Raw genomic sequence first — 15460 nt, forward strand, 5'->3', positions numbered from 1 at the left:
CATTGAATAGTCTTTTTGAGTTCGCTTTACATAACTAGAGATTTCTTTCATAACGATGTTTTTTTTTGTGTATCGTTATTTCAGGACGGGACAAGGTTCAAACAAAAAAAGGCTGTCCAAATATGGACAGCCTTTTCAATATCTAAGATAATTATTTTAGTCTGCTAAAACAATCACTTTATTATCCTTCATTTCAATTGTTCCAGAAGTAATAGCTAAAGTATAATTTTGATCATTTACTTTCGTAAATAATCCTGCAGATTCTTTACTAAACTTAAAGCTTGGCGCTTTAATGCTAATTATTCCTTGTTGAAGTATCGAAACTATAGGCGCGTGATTATTTAAAATCTGAAAACTTCCATCAACACCCGGTACAGCTATTGAAGTTACTTCTCCTTTAAACAAGGACGTCTCTGGTGATACTATTTCTAAAATCATAATTTATAATTAAGGATTTTGGATTTGAGATTTGAGAATTAGAAATCCTAATTCTTATATCCTTATTCCTAAATCAATTAAGCTTCTGCTAACATTTTTTCTCCTGCCTCGATAGCTTGTTCAATAGTACCTTTAAGGTTGAAAGCTGATTCTGGTAAATGATCTAACTCACCATCAATAATCATATTAAATCCTTTGATAGTATCTTTGATATCTACTAAAACTCCAGGGATACCAGTAAATTGCTCCGCTACGTGGAAAGGTTGAGACAAGAAACGTTGTACACGACGAGCTCTTGACACTGCTAATTTATCTTCTTCTGATAATTCCTCCATACCTAAAATTGCAATAATATCTTGCAATTGCTTGTATTTTTGAAGAATTTCTTTTACTCTTTGCGCACAGTTATAGTGATCATCACCTAAGATGTGTGGTGTTAAGATACGAGAAGTAGAATCTAACGGGTCAACCGCTGGATAAATACCTAACTCAGCAATTTTACGAGACAATACTGTTGTAGCATCTAAGTGAGCAAACGTTGTTGCTGGCGCAGGGTCAGTTAAGTCATCCGCAGGCACGTAAACCGCTTGTACAGATGTAATAGATCCTTTGTTAGTAGATGTAATACGCTCTTGCATCGCACCCATCTCAGTTGCTAATGTTGGTTGGTAACCTACCGCAGAAGGCATACGTCCTAAAAGCGCTGATACCTCAGAACCCGCTTGTGTAAAACGGAAGATGTTATCAACGAAGAACAATACATCTTTACCTTGATCAGAACCCGCTCCATCACGGAAATACTCAGCGATAGACAATCCAGATAATGCTACACGAGCACGAGCTCCTGGAGGCTCATTCATTTGTCCGAAAACGAAAGTAGCTTTAGACTCTCTCATCCCTGGCAAATCTACTTTAGATAAGTCCCATCCTCCATTTTCCATAGAGTGCATGAATTCCTCACCGTATTTAATAATTCCTGACTCTAACATCTCACGAAGCAAGTCATTCCCTTCACGTGTTCTTTCTCCAACTCCTGCGAATACGGATAGTCCACCGTGACCTTTTGCAATATTGTTAATCAACTCCTGAATCAATACCGTTTTACCTACACCAGCACCTCCAAACAATCCAATTTTACCCCCTTTTGCATAAGGCTCAATCAAATCGATTACTTTGATACCTGTAAATAAAACTTCAGATGAAGTTGATAAATCTTCGAATTTTGGTGCTTGACGGTGAATTGACATTCCGTTCTCACCTGTTTTAGGTAATTCTGGCAAACCATCAATAGCATCACCAACCACGTTGAACAAACGCCCATAAACATCTGCTCCAATTGGCATTTGAATAGGATTTCCTGTCCCCACTACTTCATAACCTCTACTCAAACCATCTGTTGAGTCCATAGATATGGTACGAACAGTGTTTTCACCAATATGAGATTGAACCTCTAAAATTAGTTTAGTACCATCTTTTCTTACGATTTCCAATGAATCATAAATTTTCGGAAGTTCAACATCCTTACCGTTGAAAACCACATCGACTACTGGACCAATGATTTGCGCAACTTTTCCTATTACTTTTGACATTACTTATGTATTTATTAAATAGCTAATTAGGTTTATGAATGCACCCAATCAAACTGTATTGACTGACTGCTTTTTTCAGAGTGCAAAGATAATTTTTTAAAACAAAAAATCAATAATTTTTTATATAAAAAAGTTGTTTTTTTTGACGAATCATTTACCACACCAGAAAATACGAAGAATCCATTCAAAAAAACAAAACCATCTTATCGTTAAATAAGATGGTTTAACATAACATTTCTACATAAAAATCACGGTTTTAAAACAAATGAAGCAAATATTTGCCTACCAATTGCACCTGCTCCTAACACTTGATTGTATTCTTTCCCACCTATGTTAGCCGCACCTATTTTTATAATTGACTTAATCGAAGGCAGTTCATAATTCATTTGCGCATCGATAACCGTAGCCGATTCAATAACACCATCTACCATACTAGACTCCCATATATATTCACTATTCCATCTTCCGCTAATATTAAAGCCAAAGTTTTTAAACAACTTAGTATTGCCAATGGACATTTTAACTCTATGTTTTGGCGTATTAAAACTTGCTTCAAAACCTGGATCCTTCGATTTATCAAAATCTAACTGCGCATAGTTATAATTAATACCTGCAACATAATCCCCAAATAGTTTTTTCGACAAACCGACACCCACACCCAATGAGCTAATTTCAACCTCAGTATTTGTATATAATTGGAAAACTCTAAAGTTTCCATTACCAATAGCATGTAAAGATTGAACCTCAGGATTAGTAGCATACGTTGGAGCTCCTGCTGTAAAATCAAATGTTTCACTAGCTTTACCATAATAAGGTGCTATAGCTGTTGTGTTACCAATAAAATCCTTATACATATTATAGTACACATTTAAATCGATACTCATATCATTTATTTGAGAACGATAACCTATTTCAAATGCTTTCACTTGCTCTGGTTTCACATTATTCACATTTGTTTTTCTTAATAATGCAGCCGCTCCTGGTGTATTGGTAGGATTTGCTGCTGCGAAAGCTGCAAAAGCTCCAACAGACGCTGCTGTATAGGAATTTTGATACGCATTAACACCTGTTATGGTGGTAGTTGCACCCCCAGCATACAACTGCCCTACCGCTGGAGAACCATTACTAACCGCTACTGTTTCAACATATCTTAATAAATTATCTGGCGCTGAACCAATGAGTACCGCTGGACCAACATTAAACCCTATATATTGATCTTGTGTAGTTGGATTTCTAAAACCTGTTTGAAATGAAGCCCTTAAATTATGTTGTTTTTCATTACCAGCAGCATAGACAAAGGATACTCTTGGCGAAAAATTACCTTCAAAATTCTTAGATTTATCATAACGTAAAGAACCTGTAAATTTCAATCTATCCTCAAGCAATTTTTTTTGCAATTGGGAATACACACCATACTCATCATAATTAATATTGCTATTCGCATCAGTATAAATCCTTCCTTGAGAATTTAATTGATACAAGCGATAGGAACCTCCAATTTGAATTTCTCCAAATTTTACTATATCTTTTAAATTATAATTAGCATCTGAATGATAAACTTTGGAATTATCAACTAATTTGGAACCCGTTAAAATATTAGGATCAGCAATTACTTTATCAAATGCTGTTTTAAAAGCAGCCGTACCCGGAACCAATCTACCCGTATCCGCAGCCGCGCGAGCAAGAGCAGCCGCTGCTGTTGGATTTTGATTAGTTGGCCCAAATAATCCAGCCATAGCTTGAGCATAGGCCCCCGCATATTGACCAAACCAATTTTCATTAGACTTCCATGCCTTATTAACATTCCATGCTGTAAATTGCATATCATAGGATTCTCCTCCATCTTCAGTAGTCATATAACCTCTAACAAAAAAGTTTTTGCCTTTAAATTCTAACTTATGTTGCTGCATGAAAAAGTTATTCAAATAATACCTATTCCCACCTTGATAAACCGCATTACCTAAACCAAATTTGCTTTGCCAAATAATTTCTAACTTTTCATCTCCCATTGGTCTAAAATGAAGTGAGAAATCGACTTTAGTATTACTAGCTTTATTATCTGTCAAATCAGTTTCATTATATCCTGTTCTAGAAACATTCTCCCTGGGTAATAGCGCAGCAAGATTTGCTGGCAAAAGTGAATTAGCAACCAATGTTTGCCCTACATTGTAAATATTGGTACTAACCTCATCACCATAAACATTTATACCGTCATAATTTTGATGACTCCTTGTCCTCCCCACTACTGTTTTGTCATCATAATTAGTCGCAAACCAATCAGTACCTTCCATGTGCGTGAAATTAAATTTAGCAGCAAAATGTTTATCAAAAGCATGTGCCATTCTGATTCCAAAGTCATAATATCCATTTGTTCCCGCAGCTTTTTGACTGGTTTGACCATACTTTAAATAGGTAGAAATTCCTTGATGATGAAACGGACTTTTACTATTCATAAACATAATCCCATTAAAAGCATTTGCTCCATATAAAGCAGAAGAGGCACCCGGCAACAGCTCAACACTTTGCACATCAATTTCAGACACCCCAATCATATTCCCTAAAACAAAATTTAATAACGGTGAAGAATTATCCATCCCATCGACTAACTGCATGAAACGAGTATTGGCTACAGTTGCAAAACCACGAGTATTAATTGATTTAAAAGTCAAACTACTCGTATTCATTTGGACCTCTTTAAGATTTTCAAGGCCATCATAAAAAGACGGAGAGGCAGTTTTTTTGATATCCGAAATTCCCATTCTCTCGATAGTTACTGGCGATTCAATAATTCGCTCTGGAGTTCTAGATGCAGAAATAACTATTTCGTTGAGTTTGGTTTCTTCACTTTTCAAAACAACAGCTACCTTTTCTTTATTAGAACTTACAGTCAGTATCCTATTTTCAAAACCTACACTTGAAAATTCAACCGTCCAAGGCAAACTCTTGTTCGATTTGAGAATAAATTTTCCAGCTGCATCTGTAACAGTCCCCGAAGAATCCCCAAGGATCACAACATTAACACCAAAAAGAGGTTGATTAGCACTGTCAGTTACCACACCTGTAACTGAATTCTGAGCAAAACTAAGCCCGCTAAAAAACAATACAATAAATAGAAATCGCATTTGCATAGGTAGATTTTTAAGGATTATTAACTCTAATTTACGTTTTTTTTAACTATTAACAAAAAACCCTTTAAAATTTCATCAAAATTAGCCTAAAAAACATCCTTAAAAATCAAGACTTTAGTTCATTTTTTTGAGATTAATTCAAAGAAAATCTCATAACCTTATTTTTTATATGCATGCATACAAAAGCAACCAACATATTCTATATTTTTCATAAAAATTAAAATAAAAAAAAAGAGATTACCATAGTGGCAATCTCTTTCACATTTTAATTCTCTTTATCGTTATTCAACCGTAACTGATTTTGCTAAATTTCGGGGTTGATCTACATTACATCCTCTTAATACCGCAATATGATAAGACAATAGTTGCAATGGAATAGTTGTAATCAATGGAGACAACGCATCTGATGTTTCTGGAATTTCAATCACATAATCAGCCAATTTTCGAACTTCAGTATCTCCTTTAGTTACAATTGCAATAATTCTACCACTTCTTGATTTGATCTCCTGAATATTACTTACAATTTTATCATAATGACCTTGAATAGGTGCTACTACAATTACAGGCATTTCCTCATCAATTAAAGCAATTGGACCGTGCTTCATCTCGGCTGCAGGATATCCTTCTGCATGGATATAAGATATTTCTTTTAATTTCAATGCGCCTTCTAATGCCACTGGAAAATTATACCCTCGCCCAAGATACAAGCAATTTGAAACATCTTTGAAGGTTCCCGCAATTTCTTCAGCAATAGCATTAGTACCCAAAGCGTCATTTACTTTTTCAGGAATTAATTCTAATTCTAATAAATACCTATGAAAATCAGAGTAAGACAATGTTCCTTTAGCCTTGGCCAATCGAAGAGCAATCATCGTCAAAACAGTTATTTGTGTTGTAAAGGCCTTAGTTGAAGCCACTCCAATTTCAGGTCCCGCATGTGTATAAGCCCCAGCATGCGTTTCTCTTGAAATTGAAGACCCTACCACATTACACACTCCAAACACAAAAGCCCCAGCTTCTTTCGCTAGTTTTATAGCTGCCATGGTATCAGCTGTTTCTCCTGATTGTGAAATAGCGATAACCACATCATCACTATTGATAATTGGATTACGGTATCTGAATTCAGAAGCATATTCTACCTCAACAGAGATACGCGCAAATTCTTCAAAAATATATTCAGCAACCAGTCCAGCATGCCAAGAAGTACCACAAGCAATAATAATTATTCGTTTTGCATTTAGAAACTTCTCAATATTATCTTCTACACCAGCCATCTGGATTATTCCCTTATCAGCTAACAATCTTCCTCTGTAAGTGTCTTTAATAACACTCGGTTGTTCGTAGATTTCTTTTAACATGAAATGCTCATAGCCTCCTTTTTCAATTTGCTCCAAATTCATTTGCAACTCCTGAATATAGGTATCTACTGGCGCATCGTTAGCAATTTTACGTACTTTTAAAGGTTTGTCTTTTTTGATAATAGCAATTTCACCATCTTCTAAATAAACAGCATTTGCAGTATATTCAATAAAAGGAGATGCATCAGAAGCAATAAAATATTCTCCTTCACCCACCCCAATCGCTAAAGGACTTCCTAAACGTGCCGCAACAATTTCATCTGGCTTTTTCTTATCAAAAACAGCAATAGCATAGGCGCCAACCACTTGGTTCAAAGCTACTTGCACCGCTTTCCCTAATTTTAAATTTTCATTTTTTTGAATTTCTTCAATCAAATTTACTAATACTTCTGTATCCGTATCTGATTTAAAACTGTATCCCCTCTTAATCAACTCTTCTTTTAATGGAGCATAATTTTCAATAATTCCATTATGAATAATTACCAATTCACCAGAGTTAGAAATATGTGGATGCGAATTTACATCATTAGGAACCCCATGTGTTGCCCAACGAGTATGCCCCATTCCAATAGAGCCTTTATTGCATTCTTTTTCGCTTTTAGCTTCAAGGTCAACAACTTTCCCTTTGGTCTTACATACCGAAATTGAATCACCATCATAAGTCATCACCCCAGCACTATCGTACCCTCTGTACTCTAATCGTTTTAATCCTTTGATGACTATCGGGTACGCTTCTCTATGACCTATATATCCAACAATTCCACACATATATTTAATTAATTAGGTTTTGTATAATAAATTTGTAATCTCAAACGCTTATCATAATTGGGATCTCCCAAAGGTATATTATTTCCAAATAAAATTATTCCCAACGGATTCATTACTGAAGCCTGAGGCGCTCGGGTAATTGTAGTTGTTGGAGTTTTTAATTTAGCATTCGTAATAGTATTAATATTCTCCGTCACTACTAATCCTAATTCAATATTCGTTGAATCTTTCTGAATCAAATTACGGATATGATTCGTGAGTCTAAACTTGTAATAACTATTACCCGAAGCATCTTTTGTCAATATCCCTCCATAAATGGTCTTTCCGTTTTTGATTGTAGTTCCTGATACGCCATCATAGTAATCAGTTATAGGTCTATGATTTGTAAAGTCATACAAGTACAAACGTTGTGGTCTATGACTACTGGTCGAAGACTCATCGTCAACATAAAAAACCAAATTAGCTTCATTAACCAACCAACCGTTTCCTTTAATAGTAGCTAAATCTCCTTTATCAAAAAGTCTTAGTCTCGTCATAGCACCTTGACCTCCTTTAACATAAAGCCTACTATCGCCATTAGCAATTTTCGAATCCGAGGACTGAATAGCATTTGTATATGTTGGATTTAAATTGGATTGTTCTAACAAACTTACAGTATTGCCCGTTAAATTCAATACCATTGAATTATCAACTCTGGCTCCATCTTCACCCTCTTTATATTTGATGGTAATCGTACCACCTGCAAAATTCAACATTGCCAAACTAGAAGTACTGCTTATTTTTTCAACTTGAAAATACAATCCTCTAAAATAATCTTTGAAAACATCATTGGAAGCCAACTTACCCAAAGCTACAGCATTTATAATATAGGTTTGAAAATAATCTACGTCCAAACTCAATTTCATACCTGGAACTGAATAAGTAGTGGTAGATACTCCATCCGTCGTAGTTGTTACAGAATGTTGAGCATTGCTAAAGAAAAACTCGTCATTCTCATTACGATCTATGGTATTATTATTCAATCTATCCCCTATTTTTACTTGATTGAAAACATTGTTTTGATCAGTATAATATTTTTGAGGTTCTACAAAGCCCCCTATTGGATCGATGTTTCGCAAATAATACCCAGAACGATAAACACTTAATTTCATCTTAGCATTGGCATCTCCATAGATTGAATCCAATACATAATTATTACCCCCTGCTGTATTGACTGTGGTTTGGGTTGCATCTACAAAATAAGGAATAGAAAGCTCCACACTTTCAACGACAGGATTAGTACCTAAAGTAGGATTGGGTGCCGCTAATGTTAATTGTGTTACAAAATTAGCTGTAGTAGTCCCAAAATCTGGGTCTTGATAAATCCCCAAAGGATTAACCGCCTGATTGTTGGATTGTATTGCTGTAATCTCTTGATTATACGCTACTACATCCGAAGTATAATCATCAAAAACAAAATGACTTCCTCCTATTAAATTATCACCAATTGAATTATAATCTTTATCACAAGAATACAAAAAAACAACACAACATATTATAAGGACTTTCTTGAAAAAAGAATTATGGTACATATTTGATAATAAGAGTTTAATTATAGAATTTCATTATTATAAAAATTGCTATATGCTTCCGCAAATGCATCTTTGGGTACGAAAGGTAAAAAAGGTTTACCAGAAGACTCTATAAATTTTGTTAAACTTGAAGAAACATTTTCCGAGGCAATAATTACGCCGTCCGAATGTTTAACAGTAGCTTTTATAATATTTTCATAATCAGGTATTGTCAAATCAGCTACTGAATCTGCGGGCACACCGTCTAATTGTACTTTGTTTACCATTTCAGCATCTAGTGTACCATCAAATGACTGCCCATATACTGAGGTTACAATTTTAGTTTCAGAAAACAACGCTTCATTTTTATAAAAATGCTTCATGTAAATAGGAAGCATCGCTGCCATCCAACCGTGAACATGAATAATATCAGGAACCCAATTTAACTTTTTAACAGTTTCTACAACTCCTTTTGCAAAGAAAATAGCTCGTTCATCATTATCCGGATAGAGCACTCCTTCTTCATCAGCAAAAGTAGCCTTTCGTTTAAAATATTCATCATTGTCGATAAAATAAACCTGAATTCTTTCCTTAGGAATAGAGGCGACTTTGATAATTAAAGGCATATCTAAATCATTGACTACCAAATTCATCCCCGAAAGCCTGATTACCTCATGTAATTGATGTCTTCTCTCGTTAATATTTCCGTACCTTGGCATAAAAATTCTGATTTGTCCTCCCTGATCGTTTACCATCTTAGGGACATCGTATGACATCAAAGAAACTTCATTTTCAGCAAGATAAGGCACCACTTCAGATGATACATATAATATCCTCTTGTCTTTCATATTGTAATTTGCTTTATTTATTGGCAATAAAAACCATGCAAAATTACAAAATTTTATGCAGTTATTAACTAAAATATTATGTTTGCATTTAATTTTAATAAAATAGCCATGCCTATTTTCTACGAAAAAGTAGCTTTGAATACTTTTTTAAAGTCAGTCAAAAACCAAAATACCACTATTGGCTTCGTACCTACTATGGGCGCATTACACCAAGGTCACCTTTCTTTAATGCAACAATCGCTCAAAGAAAACAACCATACCGTAGTAAGCATATTTGTCAATCCTACTCAGTTCAATAATTCTGACGATCTTACTAAATACCCTAGAACCCTAAGCCAAGACGTTGAAAAAATCCAGCAATTACACTCTGATATTATCATTTATGCCCCTTCAACTGAAGACATTTATGAAGGCCATGTTCATGCAGAAAAATTTGATTTTGACGGACTCGAAAATCAAATGGAAGGCAAATTTCGTCCCGGGCATTTTGATGGTGTTGGCACAATAGTCAAACGATTATTTGAAATCATCACCCCTGACAAAGCCTATTTTGGAGAGAAAGATTTTCAACAATTACAAATTGTTAAGAAAATGACCCAAAAGAACAATCTCCCTGTTTCGATAGTTGCATGTCCTATTTTTAGAGAACCTAACGGTTTAGCCATGAGTTCTCGAAATGAGCGTCTCACGCCGCAACAACGTCAAGAAGCTAGTCTTATCCATCAAACACTTTTACAGGCCAAAGAACGCTTTAAAAACAAAAGTCTAATGGAAGCTAAAGAATGGGTAACTGCTGTATTCGCCACACACCCAACATTTGAATTAGAATATTTTGAAATTGCTGACGAAGAAACACTTACACCATGCATTACGCCTCTGAAAGATAAAAATTATCGTGCATTTATAGCTGTTTTTGTTAATAATATCCGATTGATTGATACAATTTCATTAAAATAATTTAATTTTGCGCCATGCAAATTCAAGTACTAAAATCAAAAATTCATCGTGTAAAAGTAACGGGAGCCGATTTAAATTACATTGGCAGTATTACCATCGATGAAGCGCTATTAGAAGCTTCTAACATTATTGAAGGCGAAAAAGTAGCCATTGTAAATATTAATAACGGAGAACGTTTTGACACGTACGCCATCAAAGGCGAACGAAATTCAGGTGAAATAACTCTTAACGGGCCAGCCGCTCGAAAAGTTCAAAAAGACGATATCATCATCATTATATCTTATGCTACATTGGACTTTGAAGAGGCCAAAACTTTCAAGCCTTGGATCATTTTCCCTAATGAAAAAGACAATTCGTTAACCTAATTAAAACAACAACAAATCTAAAGAGGAGCCTGTTTATTCCACAACAAGCTCCTCTTTGTATTTTACATCACCTTTGTGAACAAATAACTGTCCTACCATCAATTAAATTACAATATAGAAAGCTTCTAATGGCATATTTATATTATTTTTGAACACAACAAATGATTTAACAGAAAGCTATGTCAAAAGTAAAAACAACTTTTTTTTGTCAAAACTGCGGTACTCAATTTGCAAAATGGCAAGGTCAATGCAATTCTTGCAAAGAGTGGAACACCATAGCCGAAGAAATCATTCAAAAACAAGAAAAGGTCGCTTGGAAAACCGAAAGTTCCCCAAACAATCGGGCATCCAAACCTTTAAAAATAAAAGAAATTGATTCGACGCAGGAAGTACGAATGAATACTACTGACTCCGAATTAAATCGCGTTCTAGGAGGTGGATTAGTACCCGGCTCCTTGACTCTGTTGGGAGGCGAACCCGGCATTGGAAAAAGCACTTTATTACTTCAAATTTCCCTAAAATTACCTTACAAAACCTTATATGTTTCTGGTGAAGAAAGCCAAAAACAAATCAAAATGCGAGCAGAACGCATCACGGATGCTAGTGATAACTGCTACATACTTACAGAAACCAAAACTCAAAATATTTTCAAACAAATTGAAGCTATTGAACCTGAAATCGTTATTATCGATTCTATTCAAACCCTTCATACGGATTATATCGAATCCACCGCTGGCAGTATTTCACAAATTCGGGAAACCACTGCTGAACTCATCAAGTTTGCTAAAGAATCCAATATTCCAGTGATCCTTATTGGTCACATTACCAAAGACGGAAACATTGCAGGTCCAAAAATCTTGGAACACATGGTTGATACCGTGCTTCAATTTGAAGGCGATCGCAATCATGTGTATCGCATTTTGCGTTCGTTAAAAAACCGTTTTGGTTCTACAGCCGAAATTGGAATTTACGAAATGCTCGGCAGTGGCTTAAGAGAAGTATCCAACCCATCCGAAATATTAATTTCGCACAAAGACGAAGAATTATCAGGAACTGCTATTGCCACCACACTCGAAGGCATGCGCCCCTTGATGATTGAAATTCAATCCCTTGTTAGTACAGCAGTGTATGGCACACCGCAACGAAGCACTACAGGCTATAATGCCAAACGGTTGAACATGATTCTGGCCGTTCTGGAAAAAAGAGCTGGTTTTAGGCTTGGTGCCAAAGACGTATTCCTAAACGTAACAGGCGGTATCTCGGTTGATGATCCCGCTATTGATTTAGCAGTAGTAGCTGCGATTTTATCTTCTAACGAAGACATTCCTATTGACAAAGGGTTTTGTTTTGCAGGCGAGGTAGGCCTCTCTGGCGAAATACGACCAGTAAACCGTATTGACCAAAGAATTCAAGAAGCTGAGAAATTAGGTTTTTCGACTATTTTTGTATCCAAATACAGTAAAGTAGCGCTGAAAAACACGGGAATCAAAATCCAAATGGTCGCCAAAATTGAAGATGTAGCCAGTATGTTATTTGGGTAGTAAAATCATTCGTTCTTTTTTTTCTTTTGAAAGGAAAGAAGCAAAAAAACTTCTTCCCCTTCGCAAGACTACTTTGTGTTCCCTGATGGCGCACATTTGTATTTTGTAACCACTAAAGTTAGCGCAGGTATTTACCTGTGCCCACAAAGATTGGAAAACACAATATTACTTCAAAACAAATCTAATACAATTACATCTAAATCATTATCTAAACTAGCATAATTTCTAGCAGAGCTAAAATAATGATCTTCGGGCAATGTTACAATTCTATCTTTCACAGGATTATTGTGGATATAATCTATTTTTTGACGTATAAATTTATTGCTATAAATATGTTCTGCATGATAGCCATTTTGCCATACTTTTTAGTTTTGTTTATTTTTTAAATGTTCACATGACTTGCCAAAATATTCCAACATCCATTCTCTTCTGCTCTCCGGCTCTTCTACAATTATTTGTATGATTTTCTTAGAAGTAAATCGTTTAAAGTCTCGCATTACATCTGCCAAAATAAAACCCTCTGTTGCTTTGCAAAGTATGTGTATGTGACTGCTCATAATGCAATAGGCATAAATTTCTAACCCTTTGTTTACTTGGCAATACTGCAAGGCTTTTATAATGTTATTTTTTTGATTTAACCTTGTAAATACATCTATCCAGCCTACTGTTGTTATAGTTACAAAATAGGCTTCATCTGCAATAGTTGCTTTGTACTTTGTTGACATTTTTAATTTAAAATTAAACAAAAAAGTTGTAGCTTTTTACAACTACAACTTTTTTTATTTAAAATATCTGCTCACTGTTGAGGGCACAGGCAAATGCCTGCGCTAACGAAGAACCTTTGTAGACAAGTTTGCGCCATCGGGCTAAAATTAATTATCAATATCAATCTTTTTCCCACTATCATCTACAAAATAAGTAAACCTTTTACTATCTGAATATTTTACAGATATTTTACAAGTTTTGTCGAATAACTTACTATAAAAGCCACTACTGTAATCTATTGATTCATTCGGCATTAAAACAACACAATCCCTGATTATATTTTCTATAATAAAATCTTTATCGTTTTTGTATAAAGTATTTGAAGCAAAATTTTTATTATAAAGCTTATTGGCAAACTTGAGTTTTAAAGAATTTATTTTTTCTTGATTCTCTTTTTGCTCTTTGCAAAATATCGTATTTCTAATAATTGGTTTCACAAATGGCGTCCCAATTGTTGACGGTTTTTCCTCTTTGATAATAGACTTTCCTTTTATCACTGTTACAACAATATTTTGCTTCGATAAATATATTGTATCTTGACTATTATTTGTTATTTCAAATTCCAAAGTAGGAAAATCAGAACGGTACACATCGCTTCTAAAGCCTAAATATGTTATTTTTATTTTATTATTCAATTGTTTGTCAATAAATGTATTACTCAATAAAAGCAAACTAAAAACGCCAACATAAAAAACTTTTTTCATAATATTTTGTTTTAAAATCCCGGTATATTTTGATAATTATAACTTTTTAGACCTTTTGTATAACCAGATTGATAACTTCTATATTGCTGAGTCATACTGCTGTCAAACTTGTTTTTTAATGAAAAATCAATTGAATATTGATATGCGGAAAATTCCGAATAAGAAGAATTATAATTACTTCCGAATTTCATATGTTGATATGAATGTACAAATTCGTGTCCAATCGTACTTTCTAAAAACATTGATGGATAACTTGCAAAAGTATCTGAAATATAAATACTGTTTCCTCCTATTGTTACACCACCTACTGCTTGTTTTCCAACATATATTAATTCGTCTTTAGAATTGTATTTGGCAAGTCCGCCATCTGTTGCTATCCCTTTTTTAGGCATTTGACTGCCCCATTTAAGAGATTTTACATTATATTTAGTTTTATAATCTGCTCCAAATTTCTCTTTTGCATATGCGTCAAGATCTTGTTTTTCCTGCATTTTATGCATTGCGTGATTCAGTCCACTAACTACCCGATGGCGCACACTTACATTACGTAACCACTAAAGTTAGCGCAGGCATTTACCTGTGCCCCCAAAGATTGACAAAACAAATATATAACTCTAGTTTTTTAACTTTAAAATTAAACAAAAAAGTTGTAGCTTTTTACAACTACAACTTTTTTTATTTAAAATGCTCACTGTTGCGGGCACAGGCAAATGCCTGCGCTAACGAAGAACCTTTGTAGACAAGTTTGCGCCATCGGGGGTATGACTTTAGTTATTTTTATCATCTGACTTCTTAAATAATAATTTAAACAAATAAATTATCACTAAAAAAACTATTATAATCGTTTTGACTTTAATTTTAGCTTCTGTATTAGAATAGCAGGCAATAATGTGGGGTAATCCATAAATAAAAAAAAGATTACTTAATAAATGCACCATATAAGTATTTAATATTGATTTTGTTTTTATATATAAAAATGAAAGGGTTATACTTCCCAAAAAAGCAAAAATAAGATCAGCTCCTGAAAAATAATGTAATACTGTAAAACCTAAAGAAATAAAAATTACAGAAAACCATTTATTTTTAGTCGTTAAAAAATAACTTAACCAATAACCTCTAAAAATCACTTCCTCTGTAAAGGATTTCAAAAATATTGACATAATAAAATACAAATCAATATAACGAGTGTTTTCTACAGATCCTTTCGGAATAGCCAAATTGATTGTAATTGACAATAAAACTAATATTAAAAGAGAGTAAGAATTATTAATATTAGCTTTATAACAAAACACTAGTTCTTTTCTTTTCTTTAATATCAATATTACAGCTAGCACAATATCAAACAATAGAGTAAATAGCCCTCTTAAAGAAAAGAAAAAATCAACAAACCCTATTGCGATACAAATAATGATGTATAAACAAAACTTTAATTCTTTATTCATTTTTCTT

At 34.2% G+C, this 15460-nt stretch carries 12 protein-coding genes and 1 pseudogene; 3 read left to right on the forward strand and 10 right to left on the reverse strand.

Annotation, left to right across the window (positions count from 1 at the left end):
• Positions 1-156: 156 nt before the first annotated feature.
• The 6 genes from K5R64_RS02350 to K5R64_RS02375 form a co-directional block, all read right to left on the reverse strand.
• Positions 157-438 carry a F0F1 ATP synthase subunit epsilon gene (locus tag K5R64_RS02350; protein WP_220760475.1) on the reverse strand — a complete coding sequence of 94 codons (282 nt, stop codon included), beginning with the start codon at positions 436-438 and terminating at the stop codon, positions 157-159.
• A 77-nt stretch (positions 439-515) separates the two neighbouring features.
• Positions 516-2027 carry a F0F1 ATP synthase subunit beta gene (gene atpD, locus K5R64_RS02355; protein WP_220760476.1) on the reverse strand — a complete coding sequence of 504 codons (1512 nt, stop codon included), beginning with the start codon at positions 2025-2027 and terminating at the stop codon, positions 516-518.
• Between the two features lie 248 nt (positions 2028-2275).
• Positions 2276-5155 carry a TonB-dependent receptor domain-containing protein gene (locus K5R64_RS02360; RefSeq protein WP_374758126.1) on the reverse strand — a complete coding sequence of 960 codons (2880 nt, stop codon included), beginning with the start codon at positions 5153-5155 and terminating at the stop codon, positions 2276-2278.
• Between the two features lie 281 nt (positions 5156-5436).
• Positions 5437-7281 carry a glutamine--fructose-6-phosphate transaminase (isomerizing) gene (glmS, locus tag K5R64_RS02365; RefSeq protein ID WP_220760480.1) on the reverse strand — a complete coding sequence of 615 codons (1845 nt, stop codon included), beginning with the start codon at positions 7279-7281 and terminating at the stop codon, positions 5437-5439.
• An 8-nt stretch (positions 7282-7289) separates the two neighbouring features.
• Positions 7290-8852 carry a DUF4270 domain-containing protein gene (locus K5R64_RS02370; RefSeq protein WP_220760482.1) on the reverse strand — a complete coding sequence of 521 codons (1563 nt, stop codon included), beginning with the start codon at positions 8850-8852 and terminating at the stop codon, positions 7290-7292.
• A 20-nt stretch (positions 8853-8872) separates the two neighbouring features.
• Positions 8873-9679, reverse strand: coding sequence for a glycogen/starch synthase (locus K5R64_RS02375; protein ID WP_220760484.1), 807 nt, complete (start codon positions 9677-9679; stop codon positions 8873-8875).
• Between the two features lie 78 nt (positions 9680-9757).
• Here K5R64_RS02375 and panC point away from each other — a divergent pair, with 78 nt between their 5' ends.
• The 3 genes from panC to radA all read left to right on the forward strand — a co-directional run bounded on the left by panC (position 9758) and on the right by radA (position 12542).
• A complete protein-coding gene (gene panC / locus K5R64_RS02380; protein WP_220760486.1) occupies positions 9758-10636 on the forward strand; it encodes a pantoate--beta-alanine ligase in 879 nt (292 codons plus the stop codon).
• 14 nt (positions 10637-10650) lie between these two features.
• Complete coding sequence (gene panD, locus K5R64_RS02385; protein WP_220760488.1) at positions 10651-11001, forward strand: aspartate 1-decarboxylase; 351 nt, start codon at positions 10651-10653, stop codon at positions 10999-11001.
• 179 nt (positions 11002-11180) lie between these two features.
• Positions 11181-12542, forward strand: coding sequence for a DNA repair protein RadA (gene radA / locus K5R64_RS02390; protein ID WP_220760490.1), 1362 nt, complete (start codon positions 11181-11183; stop codon positions 12540-12542).
• Between the two features lie 170 nt (positions 12543-12712).
• On the opposite strand, the pseudogene K5R64_RS02395 reads toward radA, so the two are convergent.
• The 4 genes and pseudogenes from K5R64_RS02395 to K5R64_RS02410 all read right to left on the reverse strand — a co-directional run bounded on the left by K5R64_RS02395 (position 12713) and on the right by K5R64_RS02410 (position 15453).
• Positions 12713-13267 (reverse strand): annotated as a pseudogene (locus K5R64_RS02395) (transposase).
• 147 nt (positions 13268-13414) lie between these two features.
• Positions 13415-14011 carry a hypothetical protein gene (locus K5R64_RS02400; protein WP_220760492.1) on the reverse strand — a complete coding sequence of 199 codons (597 nt, stop codon included), beginning with the start codon at positions 14009-14011 and terminating at the stop codon, positions 13415-13417.
• 11 nt (positions 14012-14022) lie between these two features.
• Positions 14023-14502 (reverse strand): hypothetical protein, encoded by a 480-nt coding sequence (locus tag K5R64_RS02405; RefSeq protein ID WP_220760494.1) that lies wholly within the window; start codon positions 14500-14502, stop codon positions 14023-14025.
• 276 nt (positions 14503-14778) lie between these two features.
• On the reverse strand, positions 14779-15453 hold the full coding sequence (locus K5R64_RS02410) for a CPBP family intramembrane glutamic endopeptidase (RefSeq protein ID WP_220760496.1): 675 nt from the start codon (positions 15451-15453) through the stop codon (positions 14779-14781).
• Positions 15454-15460 lie beyond the last annotated feature (7 nt).

The sequence above is a fragment of the Flavobacterium sp. UMI-01 genome (assembly GCF_019656315.1).
Lineage (GTDB): Bacteria > Bacteroidota > Bacteroidia > Flavobacteriales > Flavobacteriaceae > Flavobacterium.

What these genes read in the sequence shown, in the direction of transcription:
- K5R64_RS02360 (WP_374758126.1), bottom strand. Translation starts at nt 5,155, where the DNA reads ATGCAAATGCGATTTCTATTTATTGTATTGTTTTTTAGCGGGCTTAGT.
- radA (WP_220760490.1), top strand. Translation starts at nt 11,181, where the DNA reads ATGTCAAAAGTAAAAACAACTTTTTTTTGTCAAAACTGCGGTACTCAA.
- K5R64_RS02375 (WP_220760484.1), bottom strand. Translation starts at nt 9,679, where the DNA reads ATGAAAGACAAGAGGATATTATATGTATCATCTGAAGTGGTGCCTTAT.
- atpD (WP_220760476.1), bottom strand. Translation starts at nt 2,027, where the DNA reads ATGTCAAAAGTAATAGGAAAAGTTGCGCAAATCATTGGTCCAGTAGTC.
- K5R64_RS02405 (WP_220760494.1), bottom strand. Translation starts at nt 14,502, where the DNA reads ATGCAGGAAAAACAAGATCTTGACGCATATGCAAAAGAGAAATTTGGA.
- K5R64_RS02350 (WP_220760475.1), bottom strand. Translation starts at nt 438, where the DNA reads ATGATTTTAGAAATAGTATCACCAGAGACGTCCTTGTTTAAAGGAGAA.
- panD (WP_220760488.1), top strand. Translation starts at nt 10,651, where the DNA reads ATGCAAATTCAAGTACTAAAATCAAAAATTCATCGTGTAAAAGTAACG.
- K5R64_RS02370 (WP_220760482.1), bottom strand. Translation starts at nt 8,852, where the DNA reads ATGTACCATAATTCTTTTTTCAAGAAAGTCCTTATAATATGTTGTGTT.
- K5R64_RS02410 (WP_220760496.1), bottom strand. Translation starts at nt 15,453, where the DNA reads ATGAATAAAGAATTAAAGTTTTGTTTATACATCATTATTTGTATCGCA.
- glmS (WP_220760480.1), bottom strand. Translation starts at nt 7,281, where the DNA reads ATGTGTGGAATTGTTGGATATATAGGTCATAGAGAAGCGTACCCGATA.
- K5R64_RS02400 (WP_220760492.1), bottom strand. Translation starts at nt 14,011, where the DNA reads ATGAAAAAAGTTTTTTATGTTGGCGTTTTTAGTTTGCTTTTATTGAGT.
- panC (WP_220760486.1), top strand. Translation starts at nt 9,758, where the DNA reads ATGTTTGCATTTAATTTTAATAAAATAGCCATGCCTATTTTCTACGAA.